The sequence below is a fragment of the Herbaspirillum lusitanum genome, from assembly GCF_026127345.1.
Classification (GTDB): Bacteria; Pseudomonadota; Gammaproteobacteria; order Burkholderiales; family Burkholderiaceae_D; genus Herbaspirillum; species Herbaspirillum lusitanum.
Window position 1 is genome coordinate 29,289 of sequence record NZ_QXFG01000012.1, and the last position, 26,269, is coordinate 55,557.

Consider the following 26,269-nt stretch of genomic DNA (forward strand, 5'->3'; position numbering starts at 1 on the left):
ATGACCACCTTAGCGCCCTCCATGACCAAGGACCAGATCTCCATCTGGATCGTCGACATGCTGCACGAGATGTTTGAGCTCGACAAAGCGAAGATCACGCCGCAATCCAATCTGTATTCCGATCTCGACATCGACAGCATCGACGCCGTCGACATCGTGGTCAAGCTGAACCAGATGACCGGCAAGCGGATACAGCCCGACGTGTTTCGCACCGTGCGCACGGTGCAGGATGTGGTCGACGTGCTGGCGAAGCTGCTGCAGGCGGACGATGTCAACAAGATTGATGAAAAGGCCTGATCTCGCCCAGGTCCTGACCACGCTGGTCGTCCTGGTCTATCCGCTGCTGGTCTGGTACTCCCACGGCAAGATCGAACCGCGCCAGCTTGCGCTGGTGCTGCTGGGCGTGGCCGCGCTGCGCCTGCTGAGCTTCAGGATGGGCCAGCGCTATCGCTGGATGAGTCTGGCGGCACTGCTGCTGGCGGCGCCGGCCTTGTTCTGGAACGCTCTGCTGCCGCTCAAGCTTTACCCGGTCGCCATCAGCATCGGCATGTTGGCCCTGTTCGGCGCCAGCTTGCTGCGTCCGCCATCGATCATCGAACGCTTCGCACGCATCCAGGATCCCGATCTGCCGGCCTTCGCCGTCGCCTACACACGCCGCGTGACCCAGGTCTGGTGCCTGTTCTTCGCGCTCAACGGCTGCACCGCCTTCGCCACGGCGGTGTGGGCTTCGGAAGCAGTCTGGTCTCTGTATACCGGCCTCATTTCGTATGTACTCATGGGTGCGCTGTTCGCCGGCGAATACCTGGTCCGGCTCTATGTCAGGCGTCGACACCATGCCTGATTTCATTGACGTGCCGGCACTGCCGCTGGCTGCGCGCGCAGACGGCCATGTGACCGGCTGGCGCGGCAACGACGCCGTCACGGATGTCCAGTTCACCCGTGAAACCGCCGGTTGGCGAGAGTTGCTGTCGCAACGGCCCGGCGCCCGATTCGCGCTGTACCTGCAGGACACGATCTCCTTCGCCGCTGCGCTGTTTGGCGCTTGGCAGGCCGGCAAAACCATCTATCTGCCCAGCGACACGCTGGCCGAAACCTGCAAGGCGCTGGCGCTGGAAGTCGACGGTTTCATCGGCGAATTCGATGCGGCGTTGCAACCGCTGCAACCATCGTCGGCGCCCGCTGTCGCTGACAAGGCCGGCACGCCGCAGCCACTCGACGGCGACGCTCCGGCCCTGGTGGTCTACACCTCCGGCAGCACCGGCACGGCGCAGGCCATCCCGAAAAAACTGTCGCAACTGTCCACCGAAGTCGCCACGCTGGAAGTGCTGTTCGGCGCACAGGCAGGCGCGGCCGACATTGTCTCCACGGTCTCGCACCAGCACATCTACGGCTTGCTGTTCAAGGTGCTGTGGCCGCTCGCCGCCGGTCGCGCGATCCATGCGCGCAGTGCGTTCTTCCCGGAAGACCTGGCCGCCATCGCGCCGCAACGCCCGTGGCTGCTGCTGTCCAGTCCGGCGCACCTGAAGCGCCTGCCCGACAGCCCGGTGCGGCTGGATGTCTCGCGACTGCAAGCGATCTTCTCATCCGGCGGACCGCTGCTGCCCGACGTGGCGGCGGCAACGCAGCAACGGCTCGGCCATCGTCCGATCGAAATCTACGGCAGCTCGGAAACCGGCGGCATCGCCTGGCGTCAGCCACAGGAGCTTGCCGGGACTGCCCGCGACGACAGCTGGCGGCCGATGCCGCGCGTGGAGGTGCGACTCAACAGCGAACACGATTGCCTCGAAGTGCGCTCGCCGCATTTGCCGGACGACCATTGGCTGCGCATGGCGGATCGCGTTGAGTTCACCAGCGAGCAAAACCCGGCGCAAGGTTTTTACCTGCGCGGCCGCGCCGACCGCATCGTCAAGCTGGAAGAAAAGCGCATCTCGCTGGACCAGATCGAGCGGCTGCTGCTGGCCTCGCCGCTGACGGCGGAAGTGCGCGTGCTGGTTCACCAGGAACTGCCGTCGTCGTCATCTTCGTCCTCGCGGCGCGAACGCATCGCCGCCTTTGTGGTGCCGACCGACGCCGGGCGCACCGTACTCGAACAGCAAGGCAAGCTGGCGCTCAACACGCAGTTGCGCGCGGTCCTGGCCGACGCCATCGAAAGCGTGGCGCTGCCGCGTCTGTGGCGTTACCTCGACGCCCTGCCCGCCAACACGCAAGGCAAGACCACCGTGGCGGCGCTAACCGCATTGCTCGAACAAACTCCGGCTAAAGCTGCAGCTACAGTGTCGACCAACCGTCCGCGATGGCCCGAACAAACCGTACTGCAACGCGACGACCGCAGCGTGGTGCTGCAATTGCACGTGCCGCCGGACCTGCTGTATTTCGAAGGCCATTTCCCCGAGGCGCCGATCCTGCCCGGCGTGGTCCAGGTCGACTGGGCGCTGGCATTGGGACGGCAATACTTCGACTTGCCCGCACACTTCCGCGCCTTGCAAGCCCTTAAATTCCAGCGCGTCGTCACGCCCGGCGCGACGCTGACGCTGGAGCTCGAAAACGATACGCAGAAAAACCTCCTGGCGTTCCGCCTGCATTCGGCCGGCGGCCAGCACGCCAGCGGCCGCATCCTGTTCGGCGAGGCGACATGAAGACCGGCGTCGTGATCCCCGTCTACAACCATGAGCTCGCCATTCCCGCCGTGCTGGCGGCAGTGCTGTTGCATGGGCTCCATTGCATACTGGTGGACGACGGCAGCAACGCCGCCTGCGCCGCCGTGCTGGACCGGCTGGCCGCCGAACATCCCCGGCGCGTGACGCTGCTGCGCCATGCCATGAACCGCGGCAAGGGCGACGCCGTCCTCACCGGCTTGCATCACCTCGCGCAGCATGGCTACAGCCATGCGCTGCAGATCGACGCTGACGGCCAGCATGATGCCGCCGACATCGCCCGCTTCATTGCGCTGTCCGCACGCCATCCGCAAGCAGTCATCAACGGCTGCCCGATCTACGACGACAGCGTGCCCAAGGGACGCCTGTATGCACGCTACCTGACGCACGTATGGGTCTGGATCAATACCCTGTCGTTCGACATCCGCGATTCGATGTGCGGCTTCCGCCTGTATCCGCTGGCGGCGGTCACGGCATTGACGTCGGTGCAGAAAATCGGCTGCCGCATGGACTTCGACACCGAAATCCTGGTCCGCCTGCACTGGCGCGGAGTGTCCGTGATCAACCTGCCCACGCGCGTGGGCTATCCCAGCGACGGCGTTTCGCATTTCAGGCTGTGGCTCGACAACGTGCTGATTTCGCGCATGCACACGGTGCTGTTCTTCGGCATGCTGTGGCGCTCGCCGTTGCTGCTCATCCGCAAGTTGGGCAAGCTGCGGAGGAATGCCGCATGAGCGAGGCGATGAAGCCGTCAGCCGCAGTCAAAGCTGTCGATGAAGCCAAATCCGGCCGCCACTGGGCGCACATCAACGAAGTCAGCTTCGTCGGCGGCATGCGCCTGCTGTTCGTGGTCTACCGTCTCTTCGGACGCTGGCCGTTCCGCCTGATGCTGTATCCGGTGCTGTTCTGGTACATGGCGCGTAATCCGGTCGCGCGCGCGGCCTCGCTCGACTACCTGGCGCGCGTGCGCCGGCGCCGTCCCGACCTGCGCATTGCTTCCGGACTGGGCGGCGCGCTGCGCCACTTCGCCGCCTTCGGCGAAAGCCTGCTCGACAAGATGCTGCTGTGGGGCGGCCTGTTCCCGCTGGATAAAGTCACCGTCAGCGGCGGCCAGATCGTCACCGACGCCGTCGCCGCCAAGCGTGGCGGCCTGCTGATCTGTACGCATCTCGGCAACCTGGAACTGTGCCGCGTGGCCGGCCGCAATCATCCCGAACTGAAACTGACCGTTCTGGTCCATACCAAGCATGCGCAGGCGTTCAACCGGATGCTGGCGCAACTCGATCCGCGCAGCCAGCTCGACCTGATCCAGGTGACCGAGATGACGCCCGCCACGGCGGTGCTGCTGGCCGAAAAAGTCGCACGCGGCGAGTTCGTGGTGATCGCCGGCGACCGGGTGCCCGTGTCACCGGCTCCACGCGTGGCCACCGCGAATTTCCTGGGTGCAGAGGCGCCGTTCCCGATCGGTCCATATGTCCTGGCCAGCCTGCTGGAATGCCCGACTTACCTGATGTTTTCGCAACGCACGCGCGATGGCGCGACCTTGTGCTTCGAAGCTTTCCGTGAACGGATCAGCTTGCCGCGCAAGCAGCGCGAACGACTGTTCAGCGAACTGGCGGCCGACTATGCCGCCCGCCTTGAGCACCATTGCCTGCAGACGCCTTTGCAATGGTTCAATTTCTATGACTTCTGGGCTCAGCCCCAACCCCGGACTCAGCCCTCCTCGGACAACCGCCATGCGCCACACTGATACATCGACATCGCCGGATACTTTCGTCACCTTCGGCTCCCAGCCCCTGCGCATCGAAGACGTCAACGCCATTGCCGCCGGTTCCGCACGCGCGGCGCTGTCGGACGCGCCGGATTTCCTCGCGCGCATCCAGCGCGGCGCCGACTTCCTCGACCGGTTGCTGCGCGAAGACGGCACCGTCTACGGCGTCACCACCGGCTACGGCGATTCATGCACGGTCAACGTCCCGCCCGAACTGGTGCCGGAACTACCGCATCACCTCTACACGTATCACGGCTGCGGCCTCGGCGAATTGTTCTCGCCGCAACAGACGCGCGCCATCCTGGCGGCGCGGCTGACTTCGCTGAGCAAGGGTTACTCCGGCGTCAGCGTGGGACTGCTGAACCAGATCGCCGCCCTGCTGCAACACGACCTGCTGCCGCTGATCCCGGCCGAGGGTTCGGTCGGCGCCAGCGGCGACCTGACGCCGCTGTCCTACCTGGCGGCGGTGCTGTGCGGCGAACGCAAAGTCTGGGGCACAGAGAAAAATCGCGGTGAACCAGTCGACGCTGCCGCAGCGCTGCAAGCCGCCGGCCTGACGCCGCTGCGCCTGCGCCCGAAGGAAGGCCTGGCCATCATGAACGGCACCGCCGTCATGACCGCGCTGGCTTGCATGGCCTACGAGCGCGCCGAATACCTCTGCAAATTGGCCACGCGCATCACCGCCATGGCCAGCTTCACACTGGACGGCAATGCCCATCATTTCGACGCCACGCTGTTCTCGGTCAAGCCGCATCCAGGCCAGCAGCAAGTCGCCGGCTGGCTGCAGACCGACCTGCGCTGCGACCAGCCGCTGCGCAATGAGAAGCGACTGCAGGATCGCTACTCGATCCGCTGCGCGCCGCACGTGATCGGCGTGCTGACCGATGCGCTGCCGTGGCTGCGCAGCTATATCGAAAATGAACTCAACAGCGCCAACGACAATCCGCTGATCGATCCCGACAACGAGCGCGTGCTGCATGGCGGCCATTTCTACGGCGGTCACATCGCCTTCGCCATGGACAGCATGAAGAATGCCGTCGCCAACATCGCCGACCTGCTCGATCGCCAGATGGCCTTGATGGTCGACAATCGCTACAACAACGGCCTGCCGGCCAATCTGTCCGGCGTCAAGGGTTCGCGCGCGGCCATCAATCACGGTCTCAAGGCCCTGCAGATCAGCGCCTCGGCGTGGACGGCAGAAGCACTCAAACTGACCATGCCGGCCTCGGTGTTCTCCCGCTCGACCGAATGCCACAACCAGGACAAGGTCAGCATGGGCACCATCGCCGCGCGCGACTGCCTGCGCGTGCTGGAACTGACCGAACAAGTCGTGGCGGCGCTGCTGATCACGGTGCGCCAGGGCGTGTGGCTGCGCAATGAACAGAACCCGGAAATCCCGTTGGCCGCGTTGCCCGGCGGCCGCCTGGCGGCGATGCAGGAAGCGCTGTGCGCCGACATCGCCCCGATTGCCGAAGACCGCATGCTGGAACCCGACCTGCGCCTGCTACTGGATCGTATCCGCGCACGCGCCTGGAGTCTGTATGACTGAACTCCGGCTCTCCAAAGAAAAAATCACGCTGGCCAACTCGCCATGGACAGGTGAAGTGGAACTGCAAATCCAGTTCTACGACATCGATCCGATGGAAGTGGTCTGGCACGGCCGCTATATCGAATATTTTGAAGCGGCCCGTTGCGCGCTGCTCGACAAGATCGACTACAACTACGGCGCGATGAAGGAATCCGGCTACATGTGGCCGATCATCGACCTGCAGGTGCGCTATTCCAATCCGGCCACCTTCCGCCAGCGCATCAAGGTGCGCGCCGCCATCGTCGAGTGGGAAAACCGGTTGAAGATGGAATACCTCGTCACCGACGCCGCCAGCGGACAACGCCTGACGCGCGGCGTCACCACGCAAGTGGCGGTGCAGATGGAAAAACGCGAGATGTGCTTCCTCAGTCCCCCGGTATTGTGGCAAAAACTGGGCTTACCTTATCCGGAACCGACATGACTCTTACTCTCCGCAAATTGACTGCATGGGCCGCATTCGGCGTACTCACGGCAGGAAGCGCCATCGCCGAGGCTGCCGCGCCGGTCGCGCAAATCCAGGCGGCGCTGACCAAACCCGCCGTCATGTGCGGCCGCTTCGACCAGACCAAACAACTGACCGGCATCAAGAAGCCCCTGCTGTCGAACGGGCGCTTCTGCGTCGCCGCCGGCAAGGGCATCCTGTGGCAGACGCTGCAGCCGTTTCCAAGCACCCTGCGCATCACCCGCAACGCCATCGTGCAGATGCAGAACGGCCGCGTCGCCATGCGCCTCGACGCCCAGCAGGAGCCGGTCGTCAAGATGATCAACAACGTGCTGTTCTCGCTGCTGGCGGGCGACCTGAGCCAGCTCGACAAGCTCTTCGAGCTCGACGGCGCCATCAGGAACGGCAACTGGAATGTCGCCCTCAAGGCGCGCGAACCGGGCCTGGCCAAAGCCATCGGCGATATCCGGCTCGAAGGCGGCGCCTTCGTCAACAAGGTGATCATGCAGGAAGCCTCGGGCGACCATACCGAGATCGTGTTCTCCGCCATCCAGACCGGCGACAAGGCCATGAGCGCGGAAGAAGGAGCGATGTTTGACTGAGCCGGCCGACCAGCACGCCGCCACCTCGGGTGTTCCGCCGCGCAAATCCTTGCGCGGTGCAGGACGCGGTCTGGCGCTGGCATGGCTGCTGGTGGTTGCCGTGCTGCTCGGTCACAACGCTTACCTGTGGCTGGTGCAGCGTGCCAGCCCCGACACCGACATCCTCGCCCTGCTGCCATCGTCGCGTCATGACGACGCCATGCAGCAAGCGTTCGTCCACATGGTCGACAGCGCCCAGCAAAAAGTTGTGGTCCTCATCGGTGACGCCGACTGGGACAAGGCGATGCAGGCCGCATCGGCCTATGATACCGTCATCGGCAAACAGCCCGCGCTGCTGCAACCGCTGGCGGGCGACGCCGCACAATTGCAAGGCGACTGGCTGGCGAGTTTCGACCGGAGCCGCCTGATGTTGCTGACGCAGGAGCAACGCGACAAGCTGCGCAGCGACTCGCCGCAACAATGGGGCCAACTGGCGCTCGGTGCGATGTACGGCGCTTTCGGCGGCCCCCGGCTGGGCGCGTGGCAGGATGATCCGTTCGGCCTGTTCAGCGGCTGGGTGCAGGCGCGTGCGCAAGAAACCCCGGTACGCCCACGCGACGGCCGCCTGTTCGTCGACAGCGGCGGCCGCTCGTATGTGTTGCTGCTGCTGAACTTGCAGCAGTCGGCGTTTTCGATCTCCGCCCAGCAGCAAGTCATTCCCCTGCTTGAGCAGGCCGGCCGGGCGGCGAAACAAGCCGTGCCCGACGCGGAGATCATCACTGCCGGCGTCATCCTGCATGCCGCAGCCGGCAGCAGCCAGGCCAGCAGCGAGATGACCACCATCGGCGCCGGCTCGCTGATCGGCATCGTGCTGCTGATGTGGCTGACGTTCCGCTCGCTCAAGCCGATCGCGCTGATTGCCCTGTCCATCGCCATCGGCTGTCTCGGCGCGTTGTCGGTCAGCTGGTTGCTGTTTGGCCGCCTGCACCTGCTTACGCTCGTGTTCGGCGCCAGCCTGGTGGGCATCGCCCAGGACTATGCGATTTATTTCCTGTGCGCACGGCTCGGTACGGCAGCACAAACCGATTCCCGCGCGTTGCTGCGCCGCTTGCTGCCGGGCCTTGCGCTGATGCTGCTGGCGGCCGTCATCGGCTATCTCGGAATGGCGCTGACGCCCTTCCCAGGATTGCGCCAGATGGCGGTGTTTTCGGTGCTCGGATTATTGTTTGCCTGGCTAACCGTGATCCTGTGGTTTCCGGCGCTGATCCACGCCGGCACCTTGCGCAGCACCGCGCTGGCCGATCGTTACAGCCACAGCATCGGGCGCTGGCCGCGCTTCAGCGCCAGCCGCAACGGCTATCTTCTGCTGGCGACGCTTGCCGTCTTCATCGTGGCGGGACTGACGCGCCTGAACGTCAGCGACGACATCCGCGCGCTGCAAAAAACACCGCAACGCCTGCTCGACGATCAGATCAAACTCGGCAAGCTGCTCGACACGCCCAACCCGGCCCAGTTCTATCTGGTGCGCGGCGACACGCCCGAACAGGTCCTCCAGCGCGAGGAACAACTGAAGCAACGACTGCAAGACCTCATCGGCAAGAAACTGATCAGCGGCGTGCAGGCCGTCTCCAATTGGGTGCCGTCCCAACGGCAACAACAGGCCGATCGCGATCTGGTCGCCGCAACCCTGCTGGCGCCACAAGGTCCGCTTGCCGCCATCGCGGCGGCCATCGATGAAAATTCGCTCTGGGTGCAAGACATGCGCCAACGCTTGCTGGCGCATGGCAAGCCGCTGCTGCCCCAGGCCTTCATCGACTCACCGGCGGGCCAGCCCTGGCGTCATCTGTGGCTGGGAAAAACCGGCGCGCAGTACGCCAGCATCGTGGCCGTGCGCGGCCTCAGCGACTATCGGCAGTTGCCGCTGCTGGCCGCTGCCGCAACCCCGGCCGAGGGTGTGCAATGGGTCGACAAGGTGGCCGACATTTCTGCGGTGCTGCACTACTACCGTGAGTACATGACGTGGGCGTTGCTGGCAGCCTACTTCACCATTTTCCTGCTGCTCTCCTTGCGCTATCGCCGCGCCGCCTGGCGGGCGATTGCACCGCCGCTGCTGGCGACGCTGGCGACGCTGGCGCTGTTCGGCCTGACGGGGCAGCCGCTGCAACTTTTCCATGTGCTGGCTTGTCTGCTGCTGTTGGGACTTGGTGTCGACTACGGCATATTCCTGCAGGAACCGACGGATCGTCACCGCCGATTTTCGTGGCTGACGGTGGGATTGTCGGCGATCAGCGCCCTGCTTTCGTTCGGACTGCTGGCCTTGAGCAGCAGCCCTCCCTTGCATGCATTCGGATTGACCATGCTGATCGGCATGGCCTTGGTCTGGCTCATCTCGCCGTGTTTTTCCGGCGCTGCTTCTCCCTCTACGAGCCCTTATGACGACAAACAATAGTATCGAACAGCACGACATCCTCATCATCGGCGCCGGCCCGGCCGGTGCGGTAGCCGCCGCCTTGTTGCGTCGCCGCGGCCATCAGGTGCTGGTCATCGAGCGCGAGCAGTTTCCCCGCTTCTCCATCGGTGAAAGCCTGCTGCCGCAGAGCATGGCCTATCTGGAACAGGCCGGCATGTTGCAGGCGGTCGTGGAGCACGGGTTCCAGTTCAAGAACGGTGCATCCTTCGTCTGCGGCGAACGCCAGACTGCGTTCGACTTCCGCGACAAGCATTCGGCCGGATGGGGCACCACCTATCAGGTGCAGCGCGCCGATTTCGACCACCTGCTGGCGCAGCAAGCCGAACTCCAGGGCGCCGAAATACGCTATCGCCACAGCGTCACCGCCGTCGACCTGGCCGGTGAACGTCCCCGCACGCAGGTACGCGACGCCGATGGCCGCGAGTACACGATCGAATCCCGTTTCATCCTCGACGCCAGCGGCTTCGGCCGCGTGCTGCCGCGCCTGCTCGACCTGGAGCGGCCATCCGGATTCCCCCTGCGCGGCGCATGCTTCACGCACATCGCCGACGGCATCCGCGATCCGCAGTTCGATCGCAACAAGATTCGCATCACGGTGCATCCCGAGCATCATGACGTCTGGTACTGGCTGATTCCCTTTGCCCAGGGGCGCTGCTCCATCGGCGTGGTGGCCGAATCATCCTTCCTGGCCGCCATCGACGGCGACGAAACGCACAAGCTGCGCACGCTGGTCATGCAAGACCCCGCCCTGCGCGCGCTGTTGCAGCACGCCGAATGGGATACGCCGGCGCGCGCCATTTCCGGCTATGCCGCCAACGTCACCTCGCTGTGGGGCAAGAACTTCGCGCTGCTCGGCAATGCCGGCGAATTCCTCGATCCGATCTTTTCGTCGGGTGTGACGATTGCATTGAAATCCGCCAGCCTGGCCACCGAGACCCTCGCGCGCATGCTCGCCGGCGAAAACGTGGACTGGGAAACCGACTACGCAGTCCCCCTGAAGAACGGCGTCAACACCTTCCGCACCTTCGTCGAATCCTGGTATGCCGGCGGTTTCCAGAAGGTCATCTTTCATGAGCAGCAAGAGCCGGTGATCCGCCGCATGATTTCGGCGATCCTGGCCGGCTACGCCTGGGATCTGAGCAATCCCTTCGTGAGCGAAAGCAAGCGTCGCCTGACCGCACTGGAAAGCATATGCGCCTGAATTTTCCGGCTTCATTCAGCGTCTTCACGGCTGCAACCGCCATGGCGATGCTGCTGTCCGGCTGTTCAACTACACCGGCCACACCGGCGTCGGCGCCGGCTCCATCCACCCGCCTGCACCTGCAGCTGTCGCCGGCCTCGCTCGGCGCCTCGCTCAGCCTGCAGCAACACCTGACCGTGGAGCGCGCCGGCCGCACCGATGAAATCGACACCGTGCTCGAAATCGAGCCGGATCATCTCGACCTGGTCGGCCTGGCGTTCGGCCAGCGCGTCATGTCCCTGCACTACGACGGCAAGGAACTGAAAACCTGGCGCCACTTCATGCTGCCCAAGGAAGTCCAGGGCGAAGACGTGTTGCAGGACGTGCAACTGACGCTGTGGCCGGCCGCCGCCCTCCGCGCCGCTTTGCCGCCCGGCTGGGAGCTTGAGGAAAACGACATGCAGCGGACCTTGCTGCTGCACCGCGAAGTCATCGCGCAAATCGATTATCCTGACCGCAAAGCGTGGGGCGGCAAGGTGATCCTGACCAATTTTCGCTATCTCTACAAGCTGACCATACAATCGGTTGTCACTGCACCATGACGATTTATCTGAACGCATTGGGGATGATTTGTTCGCTCGGCGCCACGCATGCCGGCATCCGGCAGCGCCTGTTCGCCGGCGACAGCGGGCTGCGCACCAGCGGGCGCCATGCATACGAGGATGCCCCGCGCATCGTGGGCAGCATTCCTTTTTCCGACGAAGAGTTGCCCACGGCGGCACACCTGCCGCTGCGGGAACGCAGTCGCAACAATCGTGTCGCGCTGGCGGCGCTGGCGCAGATACGTCCTGAAGTGGAGACCCTGATTGCGCGCTTCGGCCCGGATCGCATCGGCGTCGTGCTCGGCACCAGCACCTCCGGCATTGCAGAAGGCGAAGCGGCCTTCAGGCACTATGTCGCCCACGGGAAATTCCCCGCGCAATTCCATTACGGCCAGCAGGAACTCGGCTCGCCCGCCGCCGCGCTGGCAATGACGCTCGGCCTCTGCGGCCCGGCCTATGTCCATTCCAGCGCCTGCTCGTCAAGCGCCAAGGCCATGGCCAGCGCCGCGCGCCTGATCAACATGGGACTGTGCGACGCCGTCATCAGCGGCGGCGTGGATACGCTGTGCGACTTCACGATCGCCGGCTTCTCGTCTTTGGATTCGGTCAGCGCCGAGCGCTGCAATCCGCTCAGCATCAATCGCCGCGGCATCAACATCGGCGAAGGCGCCGCCCTGTTTCTGATGACCTCCGAAGCTGCTGCCGCCACTGTCGCCTTGTGCGGCTGGGGCGAATCGTCCGACGCCCATCACATTTCCGCCCCCGATCCGGAAGGCGTCGGCGCCGCCCTGGCAATCCGGCAGGCATTGCTACGCGCCGCCATTGCGCCGGAGCAGATCGACTACATCAATCTTCACGGCACCGCGACACTGCAAAACGACGCCATGGAATCGAAAGCGATCCACCAGCTGTTCGGCGCAAAAACGCCGGTCAGTTCAACCAAATCCTTCACCGGACATGCCTTGGGCGCGGCCAGCGCCATCGAAGCCGGGCTGTGCTGGCTGACGATGCAGGACGACAATCCCACCGGGATATTGCCGCCGCACCTGTGGGACGGCCAGGCCGATCCGGCACTGCCGGTCTTGCATACGGTACGGGTTGGAGAATCGCTGGGAAGACCGTCGCGCTATGTGCTGAGCAATTCGTTCGCCTTCGGCGGCAGCAACGCCGCCCTGATTCTTGGAAGGGGCGGCAATGCAGACTGAAAAACAATTTCCGCAGATCGCCGCGCTGGTTCCGCATGCCGCGCCCATGCTGCTGCTGGACCGCGTGATCAGCGTGGACGCCGACAAGCTGTGTGCGCAAGTCGCCATCGTCGACGACAGCCTGTTCCTGACCGGAACCGGAACCGGCGTCGGCGCCTGGGTCGGCATCGAATACATGGCGCAGGCGATCGCCGCCTGGGCCGGTTATCATGCGCAACAGCGCGGTGAAGCGGTCAGGATCGGCTTCCTGCTCGGTTCGCGCCGCTACGACGCCAGCGTGCCGTATTTCGCCACCGGCAGCACCTTGCACGTCGAGGTCGAAAAACTGCTGCAGGCCGACAACGGTCTTGGATCGTTCGCCTGCAGCATCCGCGACGCAGACTCACAACAACAACTGGCGCAGGCGACGATCTCGGTCTTCCAGCCGCATGACGCCGGGGAGTTTCTACAAGAAAGCCCACAATGACAAACACGGGGAACAACACCATCCTGGTCACCGGCTCCAGCCGCGGCATCGGCAAGGCGATTGCGCTGCGCCTGGCGCGCGACGGCTATGACATCGTCCTGCACTGCCACAGCCGGCGCGATGCCGCCGACGCGGTGGCGAAAGAAATCGAGGCGCTGGGACGCAGCGCGCGCGTGCTGCAATTCGACATCGGCGAGCGCGCGCAGACCTCCGGCATCCTGCTGCAAGACGTTGAACAACACGGGGCTTATTACGGCGTGGTCTGCAACGCCGGCATCGCGCGCGACAACGCCTTTCCGGCCATGCCCGGGGTCGACTGGGACAGCGTGATCAAGACCAATCTGGATGGTTTCTACAACGTGCTGTATCCGCTCGTCATGCCGATGATCCAGCGCCGCAAGCCGGGCCGCATCGTCACGCTGGCCTCGGTCTCCGGCATGGTCGGCAATCGCGGCCAGGTCAACTACAGCGCCGCCAAGGCCGGCATCATCGGCGCCACCAAGGCGCTCGCGCTGGAACTGGCCAAGCGCAACATCACCGTCAACTGCGTCGCGCCCGGCCTGATCGACACCGACATGACCGATGATTTGCCGATGGAAGACATCCTCAAGCTGATTCCCGCACGCCGCGCCGGCAAGCCGGAAGAAGTCGCGTCCGCGGTCAGCTTCCTGATGCAGGAAGACGCCGCCTACATCACGCGCCAGGTCATCTCGGTCAACGGAGGCCTGGTATGAGCGCCAACCATCGTCCTCTGAAGGAGCGCCGCGTCGCCGTCACCGGCATGGCCGGCATCAGCCCCATCGGCAACGACTGGCGCAGCGCGCAGGAACACCTGCTCAGTTATCGCAATGCGGTCGTGCGGATGCCCGAATGGGATGAATACAACGGCTTGCATACGCGCCTGGGCGCACCGGCCGCCGCCTTCGAATTGTCCGAGCGCTATAACCGCAAGAGCACGCGCAGCATGGGCCGCGTTGCGCTGCTGGCGACCCGCGCCAGCGAATGGGCGCTGGCCGACGCCGGCCTGCTCGACGACCCGCTGCTGCGCAACGGCGGCGTCGGCATCGCCTACGGTTCTTCCGCCGGCACGCCCAGCGCGGTGGCCGACTTCAGCATGCTGTTCACGGAAAAAAGCACCCGGAACATCAACGCCAACACCTATCTCAAGATGATGGCGCATACCGCGCCGGTCAACATGGGCGTGTTCTTCGGCGTCACCGGCCGCATCATCACCACCTCGAGCGCCTGCACCTCCGGCAGCCAGGGCATCGGCTACGCCTACGAGGCGATCCGCAGCGGCCGCCAGATCGCCATGATCGCCGGCGGCTCGGAAGAACTGTGCGCCTCGGAAGCCGCCGTATTCGACACGCTGTACGCCACCAGCGTGCGCAACGACACGCCGGCCATCACGCCCAGCCCGTTCGACGAACAGCGCGACGGCCTGGTGCTGGGAGAAGGCGCCGGCACGCTGATCCTGGAAGACCTGGAACATGCACAGGCGCGCGGCGCCCGCATCTATGCGGAGATTGTGGGCTTCGGCACCAACAGCGACGGCAGCCACGTCACCAATCCCAACGCCGACACCATGAAGATCGCCATCGACATGGCGCTGGCCGACGCCGGACTCGACGCGGCTGCGATCGGCTACATCAACGCCCACGGCACCGGCACCAAACAAGGCGACGTCGCCGAGTCCAACGCCACCGCGCGCGTATTCGGCGACAAGACGCCGATCAGTTCGCTCAAGAGCTACATGGGCCACACGCTGGGGGCCTGCGGCGCACTGGAAGCCTGGCTCAGCATCGAGATGATGCACGCCAACTGGTTCGCCCCGACCATCAACCTGACCCGCGTCGATCCGGAATGCGGCCAACTCGACTACATCGCCGGCGAAGGTCGCCGTCTCGAATGCGAATACATCATGTCGAACAATTTTGCGTTCGGCGGGATCAATACGTCGCTGATTTTCAAACGCCACGCCTGAGCGGCGCCCATCCACCAGAAAAGGAAAAAACCATGCAAAAAATCTGCTCCCTGTTGATTGCCGCCGGCATCCTGAGTATCGCGAGCCTGCCGGTCCAGGCGCGCGACACCAAGCATCTCCTGTCCATTGAAGAAGGCCTCAATACCAAGGACGCCGAAAGCAAGTTGAGCGGGACCGTGAAGTTATATTTTGCAGACCAGCCGCATCCGGCGATCCTTGAAAAACTGGCCACCGACTTTTCCAATCGCAAAACCAACTCCTTCGGCAAGTCCGACGAAGTTGCCTGCAATTGGGCATTCCTTTCCGCCCTCCTCGCATTCGAAACACGCGCCAAGCAATTGGGCGCCAATGCGGTGGTCAATATCGTCAGTTATTACAAGAAAGACGAGATGGCCAGCACCAGCAAGTTCGAATGCCACGCAGGCGCCATCATTGCCGGTGTTGCCTTGAAGGGCGATTTTGTCAAAATCGCCGACAAGTAATCCGACATCATCCGCAATTGCATATCGGGGTGTGCGCCACTCAGGAGCCCCGCCTTACCCTCTCCCTAACTTTCAGGAACCTCATGTTTTCGACAAAAATAAACGCGCCCGTGGCAATCACCGCGATTGCCCTGCTCGCCGGCTGCGCCACCACCGTCAGAACGCCTACGGAAACCGTCAACCCGCCGCCGAGTGCAGCGCTGTCGACCTTCTCGTCGTTTGAATTGAAACCGATCAACACCAACGAAATCTGCGCCAAGCAGAGCGGCGGCGACGTTGCGTTGGCGGCGATCCAGACCCGGCTCGACACCGGGCTGGGCGATCTCCTGAAGAACTGGAATGCAAAGAAGACTGGCGCGACATCGCAAAAGCTCATCATCGAACCGATTTGCGTCGACATCAAACTGATCGGCACGGCCAAGCGTATCTTCACCGGCGCATTGTCCGGCAGCTCGGCCGTGGTGATGAAGGTACGATACAGCGATGCGGTTTCCGGAAAAGTGATTGCCGAGCCGGTGTTTTACCAGCGCGCCAGCGCGATGGGTGCAGCGTATTCGTTCGGCGCAACCGACCGCGACATGCTCAATCGCATCAGCGACCTGATCGTCAGCTATGCCAGCCGCAACTATCCGCAAGCCGTGGGCGGCCCGACAGGTCTGGAGTAAGCTGAAGGACGGCTGCAAATTGCAGCCGTCCTCAGCCGCCGGCGTAGCCGGACCTGCGCCTCAAAAAAAAGGAATGTCTTCATTGCGCAAGAGCGGCGTCACGGCATGCCGCCACGCCTGCCGATACGACTCCCATCCGCGTAAGCGCAAAGGAGCTACCGCTTTTGGGGCGGGCAACGCCGCTCCGTGCGGATGTTCCCGCCAATGACGGAGTATCCAGCCCCCCATGGTAGTGCCGCTGCCATCTTCCGAACAGAACACTTCCCTTCCGCCTGACGTTGCCGCCAACAGCGGCGCGAAATAGGGATTTGCCGTAAAGCTTCCCTCCACCACCACCGGACCGGAGGCCTGCAAATGCTCCAGGCAATACTCCGTCATCAGGACACAATACAAGGTCGCCAGCGCATAACGTCCGGCGGCCGTTTCCGGAACAGATCCGCTGATATGTCCTTGCCGCCCCGCGAACGGGCCGCCGCAACCGGAAAAGCAAGGCAGCGCCATGCTTTGGCTGTCGACCAGCGCCTGCAAGTCGGCTTCATTGCATACGTGCGGAGTGCTTCCCGCCAGTTCGGCAAATTCGCGTCCACCCATGAAGCGCATGCAGGCAATGGCTTCACCTCGCGCATTGACGTTGGCCAGCATGTCGCTTTGTTCCCGCAAGCAGTCCAATCCCCCATCCAACGCAGCGGCAATCAACCAGGTCCCGGTCGACAAAACCACGCGCGGACCGTTATCGCTGCGGTCCAGGTAGCGCAGCAACGAGGCATTGCTGTCGTGAATGCCGCACAATATCCGACAATCCGACGGCAAACCGGTCTGCCGGACCAGATGCGGATGCAGCCAACCCAGCTCGGCCCAGGCCGGATGCAGCGACGGCATCAACTGCGTCCAGCCGCAGCTAGCCACGAGGGAAGAATAGGTCCCGTCAGACGGTTGCCACAGATCGGTATGGCAGCCCAGCGACGTCACTTCCGCAGCAGCTACGCCGCACAAGCGCCAGGCCCAGTACTGCGGATACATCAGCAGCCGGTGCGCCCGTCCGAACGCTTCCGGATAAGTCTGTTGCAGCCAGTACAACTGTCGTCCAAGATTGAGCCCCAGTCCCAGCGACGGCGAGAACGTATGATCGAAAGCCGGACGCAGGGCTTCATATTCCGGGGATGGAGAACTGGTCCGGAAACTCTGCTCGTAGTCCGCAATCGGCAACACCAGGCCGTGTTCGTCCACCAAGGCGGCAGTCGCGCCATGCGTCACCGGTACGATGGCGCTGATATATGCCTGCTGTGCAAGCTCGCTCAGCGTGGACAAGAGCCACGCTTCGATGGCATCGACGTCGTGATGAGGATAGAACCCGCCCTGCACCACCTCATTGGCGCGGCGGCGCACGGCCAGTTCATGCCCCTGCGCATCCACCAGACTGAGTTTGATGTTGGTCTTGCCGATATCGAAAACTGCAAGCGCATCGATCATGAAGAATATCCGGAGAAAAGGTTCAGGTAAGGACCGACGGCGTCAAGGCAGATGAAACATCGGCAGCAGCCCATGCGACAACGGCCGGTTGCCGGAATCCGTTTCCATCAGATCGGCCATGTAAGCCCACCAGCGCTGCATCACCGGATGATCCGGCAGTACGTCCATGCCATGCGTCGATGCGCGACGCAACACCGCAAACAAAGTGCCGCTGCCGGGATCGAGAAAAATGCTGTAGTCGCGGATGCCTGCGTCGCGCAGCAGCCCGGCAAGTTCCGGCCACAAGGCGTCGTGGCGGCGCCGGTATTCCTCCGCGCAGCCTGCCCGTAACTGCATGGTGAAGGCGATCTGCTCCATGCTATCGGGTGGCCTTTCCGCGCAGCAGACGAGGCACGGCGATCGTGGTCAGCAACAATGCCCCGACCACGATTGTCATGATGATGCCGGGGATATTCGCCAATGCCAGCCCATAAGTCACCATGCCGAGCGTCAGCACCGCCAGCAAGACGCCGCCGATGGTGCCGGCGCCGCCGGCGATGCTGACGCCGCCGAGGATGACCACGGTAATGATTTCGAGCTCCCAGCCGAGCGCGATGTTGGGACGGGTGCTGCCGATGCGTCCGGTCAACAGACAGCCGGCCAATCCTGCCATCGCCCCGGTCAGGACAAACAGCATCAGCCGGTAACGATCCACCGCAATACCGGAGAAGCGCGCCGCCACGGGATTATTGCCGATGGCGTAGATGCGCCGCCCCCATGCCGTGCAATGCAAGAGCGCGGCAAACGCCAGCGCCGCCACGATCAGCACTGCGAACGGCCGCGGCAGCACGTCAAAAAAGTACCCCTGTCCCCAGTCGCTGAGGAGTTCGGGATAATTGGTGAACGCCTGGTCGCCGAGCACCACGCTGGCAAGACCGCGGAACAGGGACATCGACCCGATCGTCACGACGATGGATGGCAAGGCGAAGCGCGTGACCAGCAAGCCGTTGAGCAGGCCGCACAACGTGCCGGTGCCGATGCCGACGACAAACAAGCCGACCGCCGGCACGCCATAGTGATTGGCGACGCCCATGGCGACCGAGGACAGGGCGATCACCGCCGACACCGAGATATCGATTTCCCGGCAGATGATGAGCAAGGCCATGGGCAAGGCGATCAGGGCCTTTTCGCTGAAATTGAAGGTACTGTCGGCCAGATTGTAGAAATCCAAGAAATGCGGCAGCAACAAACAGTTGATGCAAAAGACCGCAACCAGCAGCAAGCCCAGCAAGAACTCCCACTGCCGCAGCAGATCGGCGATGCGGAAGCTGCCGCGCTCGCCGATGTCGTAACGTGCGGTTTTAACCGGCGCGGTATCGGCCATGATATTCATGCTGGAGTCCTCGTGACGGGTGCGGCCGTTGCTCTCAATTCGGTATGAAAATGCAGCGGCAGGATTTGCTTGTTGCGTTTCCTTTCGCCGCGCGCGTTGATGATCACCGCAGACAAGATCACCAGGCCGGTCAGCGCGCTCTGCCAGAACGGCGATATCTGCACCATCGGCAACGCATTGTTGATGACCGCGAGGAACAAGGCGCCCAGCACGGCGCCGCTGATGTTGCCGACGCCGCCGGCGATGCTGATGCCGCCGATGACGCAGGCGGCGATGACGGTCAATTCAAAACCGTAAGCGATTTCCGTATACGCCACGGCGTAGCGGGCAACCCACAGGTAGCCGCACAATCCGGCCATGGCTCCCGACAATCCATAGGTCCAGAACAAGCGCTGCGGCGAGGCGATACCGACGTAACCCGCAGCGACCGGATCGTTGCCGATGGCATACAGATCACGGCCGAAACGCGTATGGCGCGCGACAAACCACAACACCACAATCGCCAGCGCCGCCAGCCAGACCAAATGCGTCAACCCCATCAGTCGCCCCAGCGGAAACGCAATGAAATCCGCCGGCATATTGCGCGACGATACCCAGGCGCCGCCCGACAGCACGAACACCAGGCCGCGATAGACGCTCATGCTGCCGAGCGTGACGACGATGGGCGGCAAGGACAGATAGCCGATCAGCCAGCCGTTGATCAGCCCCAACGCCAGACCGATACACAAGGCGCAGGCGATGACGAGGCCGATCGGCAGTTGCGGGAAATGCATCGCCAGCAGCGCCGACATCATGCCCGACAACGCCAGGTTGGACGCCACCGACAAGTCGATGCCACGCGTCACGATCACCAGCATTTGCGTCAACGCCAGCATGACGGGCAAGGCGCTGTCGGTGAGCAGATTATCCATGCTGCGCATCGTCAGGAAGGCCGGCGCGCGCAACCCCACCAGCAGGATCAACGCCGCAATCAACACCGCCAGCAGCGGCTCGCGTGGACGCGATGCCAGCCCCGACAGGCGAGAAAAAAGCGGGGGATGGCCGAGGCCGGGACCGGGAGCAGGCCCGGAATTCTGATTCAATGACATGGGACTGCTCCGGTTTTATCCTGATCCTGATCTTGATCTTCATGCTGATGTCCGCTACCCGACGCCGCTGCCACCAGCAACTCCGGGGTAGCCTCGTCACGATCGAAGACCCGCTGTACCGTCCCCTGATGCATGACGATGATGCGATCGGCCATGCCCATGACTTCCGGCAATTCAGATGACACCAGAATCACCGACAGCCCCTGCTCCACCAGATCGCTGATGAAACGATGCACGGCGGCCTTGGAACCGATATCGATCCCCTTGGTCGGTTCGTCCAGGATGATGACGCGCGGATTCGTCGCCAGCCATTTGGCCAGCACTACCTTTTGCTGGTTGCCGCCCGATAGCTGCGCGACATGCTGATGAAAATGCGCAGCCTTGAGTTCGAGTTGCTCGCTCAGGCGACGCGCAATCGCGATCTCGCGGCGGCGATGACGGCGCAAAAAGAAGCCGATGCCGGACAGGATGGGCAGCGTGATGTTCTGGAAAATCGGCAACGACAATAAAACACCCTGATGCTGCCGGTCTTCCGGCACATAGGCAATCCCGTGCGCGATGGCCTGCGCCGGGGATTGGATGCTGATCGTGCGGCCGTCGATGCGCACCTTGCCGTGCGCTGCCGGCGACAAGCCGAACAACGCCTGCATCAACTCGGAGCGGCCGGCGCCGACCAGACCGTAAAATCCGATGATCTCGCCACGACGCAGAGAAAAACTGACGTCGTGAAATTCCGTCGGATGGCAAAAATTCTCCACCTCGAGAATAGCGTCGTTTGCTTCCGGCATCGATGCCTGCCGATCGTTCGATTGCTCCAGATGCCTTGGAAAAACCTGGCCCACTTCGCGTCCGACCATCAGCGCCACCAGTTGCGATTCGGTGATGTCGGCCAGCGCGCCGGCGGCGATGAAGCGCCCGTCGCGCAGCACCGTATAACGATCGGCGACGGCGAATATCTCGTCGAACTTGTGAGAAATGAAGATCACCGCCGTACCGGCAGCGCGTAACTGCCCGATGATGCGATACAGCTCGCGGATCTCGCGTTGCGACAAGGCCGCCGTCGGTTCGTCCATGATGACGACTTGCGCGCGCTGCGACAAAGCGCGTGCAATTTCGACGAAATGCCGCTGCGCCACGCTCAGATCCTTGACGCGCGCACGCACCGGAAGATCAACTTCCAGCCGTGCAAACAATTGTTCCGCCTCAGCCTCGATGCGACGCCAGTCGATGCGCGGCGGTATCCCGCACAACGGCTGCCGGCCGATGCAAATATTTTCGGCAACGGTGAGCTCTTCGAACATCACGGTTTCCTGATGGACGGCCGTGATGCCGGCTTGCATCGCCGCTTGCGGGGTGGCGAACGATACCGGCTTGCCGTCGAGTGCAATCGTGCCTTCATCGGGCTGATGAATGCCGGTCAGGATCTTGACCAGCGTCGACTTGCCGGCGCCATTCTCGCCAAGCAGCGCCATCACCTCGCCGGGACACACCGCAAAGCCGACGTCCCTGAGCGCCACGATTCCCTGAAAGCGTTTGCCGATGCCGGACAGCTCAAGCACCGGCGCCGCCGACTGCCCTGCAACGACGCGTACAACCGCCTCTGCCTGTACCGGCGGTGAGTGAAACATGGTGCCTTGCACAGGCAAAACGGAAGAAGACATGGTCGCTCAGTCGCAAAAAGAAGAAGAGAAAGAAGCCGGGGTATTTCCAAAATCAGGCGATGCCAACGGGAAAATACCCCTTCCGTTGGCATCGACCCGCATCAGAAAATCTTGGCGAATTTGTCGACATTACCGGCGTCGTAGGTGAATGGCGGCGCCAGCGCCGCTTCGCCTGATGCATCGAGCTTGATTGAACCCATGCGGCCCACGCTGATGCTTTCCCCGTCCTTGCCCTGCGCCTTGCCCTTGACGAACTGATACGCGGCATACGTCGCGGCATAGCCGAGATCGATAGGGTTCCAGATGGCAAAGCTCTTCACCGCGCCGCTCTTGACGTGGCCGGCCATTTCGGACGGCAGGCCCAGGCCGGTCACATAGACCTTGCCGACCAGTTTTTCATCGACCACGGCCTTGCCGGCCGCGTTGATGCCCACCGTCGTCGGCGCGATGATCGCCTTCAGATTCGGATTGCTGCGCAGCAGGCCGATCGCTTCGCGATAGCTCTTGTCCGACTGATCGTCGCCATAGACGGTGGCGATCAGTTTGATCTTGGAGAACTCCGTCCTGGCGAGCGCCTTCTTCATTTCGGCGATCCAGATATTCTGGTTGGTCGCCTGAGCGGTGGCCGACAAAATGGCAACTTCACCCGCACCGCCGATGGCATCCGATGCCATCTGGATCTGCTTGACCCCGATCAGCTCGGCGTTGGAAGGATTGAGTTGCATCAGGCGACCGCCCTTCGCAATGCCGCTGTCGAAGGACAAGACCTTGATGCCGCGTTGCATGGCCTTCTTGGTGATTGGTATCAGCGCGTTGGCATCGTTGGCGGAAATCACGATGGCATCGACCTTCTGGCTGATCAGCGAGTTGACGATTTCAATCTGCCCCTCGGCGGTAGGCGTGGTCGGCCCGGTGTAAATGATGTCGACGTCACCCAATTGTCTGGCGGCTTCCTTTGCGCCTTCATGCGCGGCATCGAAGAAGCCGTTGCCGAGGCTCTTGACGACCATGGCGATGCGTACTTTGTCTGCGGCGGCGGCAGGCAGGGAAAAGCCGATGGCGGCGCTCAGTACCAGCGTCAGCGCCAATGCCGCCGAGCGTGCGCGCGAAGCGGCCGCTCCTTCTTTTTGCTTGATCATGCGGTGTCTCCAGGTTGTTGTTGCTTTATGGCTGTTGTTATGGGGCTTGCGTGCGGGATGCGCGGTCAGCCGTTGCTGCACTTGCAATGCCGGATGATGCTGCCAGTTTTCTGCAGCTGATTTCCCGACAGATTTCATTCTTCAATGGTGGCGGATGCATCAGTCTTCCAGCATCGGCTCCAGCTCCGACTCCGGCGCTACCGCAGCGACCTTGACGCCGGCCTGTTCCATCATCTGCACCGCCGCGTCGCTCACGCCGGTATCGGTGATCAGGCAACTGACGCGGTTCAGGCCGCACAGGATGAGCCCGGCCTTGCGCGAGAACTTGGAACTGTCGACCAGCACGATCAACTGCTCCGCCTGGCCGAGCAGGCGTTTCTCCGCCTGGATCAGCAAGGGATCGACTTCCATCAGCCCCAGCATGGACAAACCATAGACGCCCATGAACATCTTGCCGGCATAGTGGTGCTGCGTGATGTCATTGTCGAAAGGACTGAGGATCACGTTCTGCTCGCGATACACCTGGCCGCCCGGCACGATGATCTGGTTCTCGCTGGTGGTCAGCAAACGCTCCGCCATCAGGAAGGAGTTGGTCAGTATCTTCAGCTGCTTGTGCGCCAGGAATTCGGCCATCATGAAGGTCGTGGTGCCGCCGTTGATGATGACGGTCTCGCCGTCTTCGCACATGCCGGCGGCGTGGCGCGCAATGGCGCGCTTCTCGGCGGGAAAACGCTCGAGACTGTTCTGGAAGGTTTCTCCCGACAAGGAAAATGCATTGCGCTTGGGCGCCAGCCGCTCGGCGCCGCCGCGGATACGATTGAGCATGTTGCGCTCGGCCAGCCAGAAAATATCGCGCCGCACCGTCGCCGCCGAGGCATTGAGCCATTGGCACAATTGCTCGACGCTGGCGTTGGCATGTTCAGTCAACAGACTCAACATACGCTTGCGGCGTTTGTGGTTGATCATGCTTGTCTCCATGATGTCGCGCTGAAGCTGGGTCATTGTGCGCATCTTTGTTGCGGTCATTGCCGCAGCATCGTCTTCAGCGTTTTCGTTATGTGGCAAGACTAAGCCATGGGAGAAAAACAAGTCAATCGGCAATCAATCAACTTCATGATTACTTCACAAACAATCATAAAGTTGATTGGAGATCGATTGACTCTGATCGACAGGTGTTTTCTACTTGAAAACATGCTGCACAGGCCTGTAATGCGCCAACCGCGCGCCAACCTCTGTGCCTGTCCACGTCATACCCACAATCAAAACCGGAGACCACATGACTACCGCCGTTCTTCCCGACGCCGCCAACAATACTGATGCGTCGTTTGCGCAAACCAGCAAACCACGCATCGCTTCCGCCTGGGACGACGCCCACGCCGCCACACTCGACGAAGCGCAGTTGCTGCTCTATCGCTCCAACCTGCTCGGCGCCGACAAGGCGATCACCAACTTCGGTGGCGGCAACACCTCGGCAAAGATCGTCATGCAGGATCCGCTCTCGGGCGAGCAAGTAGAGGTGTTGTGGGTCAAGGGCTCCGGCGGCGACCTCGGCAGCATCAAACTGGACGGTTTCTCGACGCTGTACATGGACAAGCTGGAAGCGCTACGCGCCCGTTATCGCGGACTGGAACACGAAGACGAAATGGTCGGCTACCTGCCGCATTGCACCTTCAACCTGAATCCGCGCGCAGCCAGCATCGATACGCCCCTGCATGCCTACATTCCGCGTCGCCATGTCGATCACATGCATCCCGACGCCGTCATCGCCATCGCTGCTTGCAAAAACAGCAAGTCCCTGACGGCCGGCGTGTTCAACGGTGAACTGGGCTGGCTGCCGTGGCAGCGTCCGGGCTACGACCTCGGCCTGAAGCTGGAAAAGATGGCGCGCGAACAACCTGCGCTCAAGGGCATCGTGCTCGAAGGCCATGGCTTGTTCACCTGGGGCGATACCGCCAAATCCTGTTACGAAACCACACTCGACATCATCCGTCGCGCTGATGACTGGCTGGCGGCCAACAGCAAGACTGCTGCATTCGGCGGCAAGCGCCATGCCGCGTTGCCGGCCGGCGACCGTGCCGCCCTCGCGGCGCGCCTGATGCCGCTGTTGCGCGGCAAGATCAGCCAACAGGAATTCAAGCTTGGCCACTTCGACGACAGCCCCGGCGTGCTGGAATTCGTCTGCAGCCGCGACCTTGCACCGCTGGCTGCGCTCGGCACGTCCTGTCCCGATCACTTCCTGCGCACCAAGATCCGCCCGCTGGTGCTGGACTTTTCTCCGGAAGCGCCTGATTTCGATCGCCTGATCGACAGCCTCGACAAGGCGCTGGAAGACTATCGCCACGACTACAGCGCCTACTATCAGCGCTGCCGTCGCGCCAACAGCCCGGCCATGCGTGACGCCAATCCCATCATCTACCTGATCCCCGGCGTGGGCATGCTGTCCTTCGCCAAAGACAAGGCGACCGCCCGCATCGCCGGCGAGTTCTATCTCAACGCCATCAACGTCATGCGCGGCGCCAACAGCGTCGACACCTATGTCGGCCTGCCGGAACAGGAGGCCTTCGACATCGAATACTGGCTGCTCGAAGAAGCCAAGCTGCAGCGCATGCCCAAGCCGAAAAGCCTGGCCGGCCGCATCGCGTTGGTGACCGGCGGCGGCGGCGGCATCGGCCAGGCCGTGGCGCGCCAGTTGCTGGCTGAAGGCGCCTGCGTCATGCTGACTGACATCGATCAGTCCTCCATCGACAGCGCTTATCAGAGTCTGCTCAAGCAGGCCGGCCCCGACGCCATCGGCGTAGTGCGCGCCGACATCACCAACGAACAGGATGTGGAAAACGTCATCAGCAACGTCGCCCTGCGTTTCGGCGGCATCGATCTGCTGGTGTCGAATGCCGGCATCGCCTCGGCCTCGCCGCTGGAAGACACCAGCCTGGAAGTCTGGCAACGCAACATGTCGGTGCTGGCGACCGGCTATTTCCTGGTCAGCCGCAGCGCCTTCCGCAGCATGACGGCGCAAGCCATGGGCGGCAGTATCGTCTTCGTCGCCAGCAAGAATGGCCTGGTGGCATCCGCCGGAGCCTCGGCCTATTGCACCGCCAAGGCGGCAGAAATCCACCTGGCGCGCTGCATCGCGCTCGAGGGCGCGCCGCACGGCATCCGTGTGAACGTCGTCAACCCCGATGCCGTGATTCGCGGTTCGCGCATCTGGGACGGCAAGTGGAAAGAAGAACGCGCCGCCTCCAACAAGATCGATTCCGACAACATCGAGGAATTCTATCGGCAGCGCAGCCTGCTCAAACGCAGCGTCCTGCCGGAAGATATCGCCGAAGCGGTGTACTTTTTCGCCAGCGAGAAATCGGCCAAGAGCACTGGCAATATTCTTAACGTCGACGCGGGGAACGCGGCAGCCTTCACGCGTTGATTTCGCTACCGCCAAAAACGCAATGCGC

Annotated in this window: 25 protein-coding genes; 18 read left to right on the forward strand and 7 right to left on the reverse strand. The window is 62.8% G+C overall.

Features of this window, described 5'->3' with window-relative positions; translation table 11 throughout:
• From DXT88_RS17725 to DXT88_RS17805, 17 genes are all read left to right on the forward strand, one after another.
• The gene (locus DXT88_RS17725; RefSeq protein ID WP_265215411.1) at nt 1-297 is read left to right on the forward strand and encodes an acyl carrier protein; all 297 of its coding nucleotides are present in this window, start codon (nt 1-3) and stop codon (nt 295-297) included.
• Nucleotides 284-841, forward strand: coding sequence for a COG4648 family protein (locus DXT88_RS17730; protein WP_265215412.1), 558 nt, complete (start codon nt 284-286; stop codon nt 839-841). The genes DXT88_RS17725 and DXT88_RS17730 overlap by 14 nt, the downstream gene beginning before the upstream one ends.
• A complete protein-coding gene (locus DXT88_RS17735; protein WP_265215413.1) occupies nt 834-2,636 on the forward strand; it encodes an AMP-binding protein in 1,803 nt (600 codons plus the stop codon). Before DXT88_RS17730 ends, DXT88_RS17735 begins: the two co-directional genes overlap by 8 nt.
• Nucleotides 2,633-3,388 (forward strand): glycosyltransferase family 2 protein, encoded by a 756-nt coding sequence (locus DXT88_RS17740; RefSeq protein WP_265215414.1) that lies wholly within the window; start codon nt 2,633-2,635, stop codon nt 3,386-3,388. Before DXT88_RS17735 ends, DXT88_RS17740 begins: the two co-directional genes overlap by 4 nt.
• Entirely contained in the window at nt 3,385-4,404 is a 1,020-nt protein-coding gene (locus DXT88_RS17745) for an LpxL/LpxP family acyltransferase (RefSeq protein WP_265215415.1), read from the forward strand. Before DXT88_RS17740 ends, DXT88_RS17745 begins: the two co-directional genes overlap by 4 nt.
• Nucleotides 4,391-5,974 carry an HAL/PAL/TAL family ammonia-lyase gene (locus DXT88_RS17750; protein ID WP_265215416.1) on the forward strand — a complete coding sequence of 528 codons (1,584 nt, stop codon included), beginning with the start codon at nt 4,391-4,393 and terminating at the stop codon, nt 5,972-5,974. The genes DXT88_RS17745 and DXT88_RS17750 overlap by 14 nt, the downstream gene beginning before the upstream one ends.
• A complete protein-coding gene (locus DXT88_RS17755; protein WP_265215417.1) occupies nt 5,967-6,434 on the forward strand; it encodes an acyl-CoA thioesterase in 468 nt (155 codons plus the stop codon). Before DXT88_RS17750 ends, DXT88_RS17755 begins: the two co-directional genes overlap by 8 nt.
• Nucleotides 6,431-7,057: an outer membrane lipoprotein carrier protein LolA gene (locus DXT88_RS17760; protein ID WP_040503756.1), complete on the forward strand. Its 627-nt coding sequence runs from the start codon at nt 6,431-6,433 to the stop codon at nt 7,055-7,057. Before DXT88_RS17755 ends, DXT88_RS17760 begins: the two co-directional genes overlap by 4 nt.
• Entirely contained in the window at nt 7,050-9,485 is a 2,436-nt protein-coding gene (locus tag DXT88_RS17765) for an MMPL family transporter (protein WP_407649363.1), read from the forward strand. The genes DXT88_RS17760 and DXT88_RS17765 overlap by 8 nt, the downstream gene beginning before the upstream one ends.
• Nucleotides 9,469-10,707 (forward strand): NAD(P)/FAD-dependent oxidoreductase, encoded by a 1,239-nt coding sequence (locus tag DXT88_RS17770; RefSeq protein WP_265215418.1) that lies wholly within the window; start codon nt 9,469-9,471, stop codon nt 10,705-10,707. Before DXT88_RS17765 ends, DXT88_RS17770 begins: the two co-directional genes overlap by 17 nt.
• Nucleotides 10,698-11,288 (forward strand): DUF3261 domain-containing protein, encoded by a 591-nt coding sequence (locus DXT88_RS17775; protein ID WP_265215419.1) that lies wholly within the window; start codon nt 10,698-10,700, stop codon nt 11,286-11,288. The genes DXT88_RS17770 and DXT88_RS17775 overlap by 10 nt, the downstream gene beginning before the upstream one ends.
• Nucleotides 11,285-12,493 (forward strand): beta-ketoacyl-ACP synthase, encoded by a 1,209-nt coding sequence (locus DXT88_RS17780; protein WP_265215420.1) that lies wholly within the window; start codon nt 11,285-11,287, stop codon nt 12,491-12,493. Before DXT88_RS17775 ends, DXT88_RS17780 begins: the two co-directional genes overlap by 4 nt.
• Nucleotides 12,483-12,959 (forward strand): hotdog family protein, encoded by a 477-nt coding sequence (locus DXT88_RS17785; protein ID WP_265215421.1) that lies wholly within the window; start codon nt 12,483-12,485, stop codon nt 12,957-12,959. The genes DXT88_RS17780 and DXT88_RS17785 overlap by 11 nt, the downstream gene beginning before the upstream one ends.
• On the forward strand, nt 12,956-13,693 hold the full coding sequence (fabG, locus tag DXT88_RS17790; protein WP_265215422.1) for a 3-oxoacyl-ACP reductase FabG: 738 nt from the start codon (nt 12,956-12,958) through the stop codon (nt 13,691-13,693). Before DXT88_RS17785 ends, fabG begins: the two co-directional genes overlap by 4 nt.
• A complete protein-coding gene (locus DXT88_RS17795) occupies nt 13,690-14,943 on the forward strand; it encodes a beta-ketoacyl-ACP synthase (protein ID WP_265215423.1) in 1,254 nt (417 codons plus the stop codon). Before fabG ends, DXT88_RS17795 begins: the two co-directional genes overlap by 4 nt.
• Before the next feature lie 32 nt (nt 14,944-14,975).
• Nucleotides 14,976-15,425, forward strand: a complete 450-nt coding sequence (locus DXT88_RS17800; RefSeq protein ID WP_265215424.1) for an excinuclease ATPase subunit — start codon at nt 14,976-14,978, stop codon at nt 15,423-15,425.
• An 83-nt stretch (nt 15,426-15,508) separates the two neighbouring features.
• Nucleotides 15,509-16,090 carry a hypothetical protein gene (locus DXT88_RS17805; RefSeq protein ID WP_265215425.1) on the forward strand — a complete coding sequence of 194 codons (582 nt, stop codon included), beginning with the start codon at nt 15,509-15,511 and terminating at the stop codon, nt 16,088-16,090.
• Between the two features lie 60 nt (nt 16,091-16,150).
• Here the strand turns inward: DXT88_RS17805 and DXT88_RS17810 are convergent, their stop codons facing one another.
• From DXT88_RS17810 to DXT88_RS17840, 7 genes are all read right to left on the reverse strand, one after another.
• Nucleotides 16,151-17,560, reverse strand: coding sequence for an FGGY-family carbohydrate kinase (locus DXT88_RS17810; RefSeq protein WP_265215426.1), 1,410 nt, complete (start codon nt 17,558-17,560; stop codon nt 16,151-16,153).
• Between the two features lie 42 nt (nt 17,561-17,602).
• A complete protein-coding gene (locus DXT88_RS17815; RefSeq protein ID WP_265215427.1) occupies nt 17,603-17,917 on the reverse strand; it encodes an L-rhamnose mutarotase in 315 nt (104 codons plus the stop codon).
• 1 nt (nt 17,918) lies between these two features.
• On the reverse strand, nt 17,919-18,932 hold the full coding sequence (locus DXT88_RS17820; protein WP_016835494.1) for an ABC transporter permease: 1,014 nt from the start codon (nt 18,930-18,932) through the stop codon (nt 17,919-17,921).
• Complete coding sequence (locus DXT88_RS17825; protein WP_265215428.1) at nt 18,929-20,020, reverse strand: ABC transporter permease; 1,092 nt, start codon at nt 20,018-20,020, stop codon at nt 18,929-18,931. The genes DXT88_RS17820 and DXT88_RS17825 overlap by 4 nt, the downstream gene beginning before the upstream one ends.
• Nucleotides 20,011-21,681 carry a sugar ABC transporter ATP-binding protein gene (locus DXT88_RS17830; protein WP_265215429.1) on the reverse strand — a complete coding sequence of 557 codons (1,671 nt, stop codon included), beginning with the start codon at nt 21,679-21,681 and terminating at the stop codon, nt 20,011-20,013. The genes DXT88_RS17825 and DXT88_RS17830 overlap by 10 nt, the downstream gene beginning before the upstream one ends.
• Before the next feature lie 101 nt (nt 21,682-21,782).
• Nucleotides 21,783-22,820 carry a rhamnose ABC transporter substrate-binding protein gene (rhaS, locus tag DXT88_RS17835; protein WP_265215430.1) on the reverse strand — a complete coding sequence of 346 codons (1,038 nt, stop codon included), beginning with the start codon at nt 22,818-22,820 and terminating at the stop codon, nt 21,783-21,785.
• 159 nt (nt 22,821-22,979) lie between these two features.
• Entirely contained in the window at nt 22,980-23,786 is an 807-nt protein-coding gene (locus DXT88_RS17840; RefSeq protein WP_265215431.1) for a DeoR/GlpR family DNA-binding transcription regulator, read from the reverse strand.
• Between the two features lie 310 nt (nt 23,787-24,096).
• Here DXT88_RS17840 and DXT88_RS17845 point away from each other — a divergent pair, with 310 nt between their 5' ends.
• Nucleotides 24,097-26,241, forward strand: coding sequence for a bifunctional rhamnulose-1-phosphate aldolase/short-chain dehydrogenase (locus DXT88_RS17845; protein WP_265215432.1), 2,145 nt, complete (start codon nt 24,097-24,099; stop codon nt 26,239-26,241).
• Nucleotides 26,242-26,269: the final 28 nt, after the last annotated feature.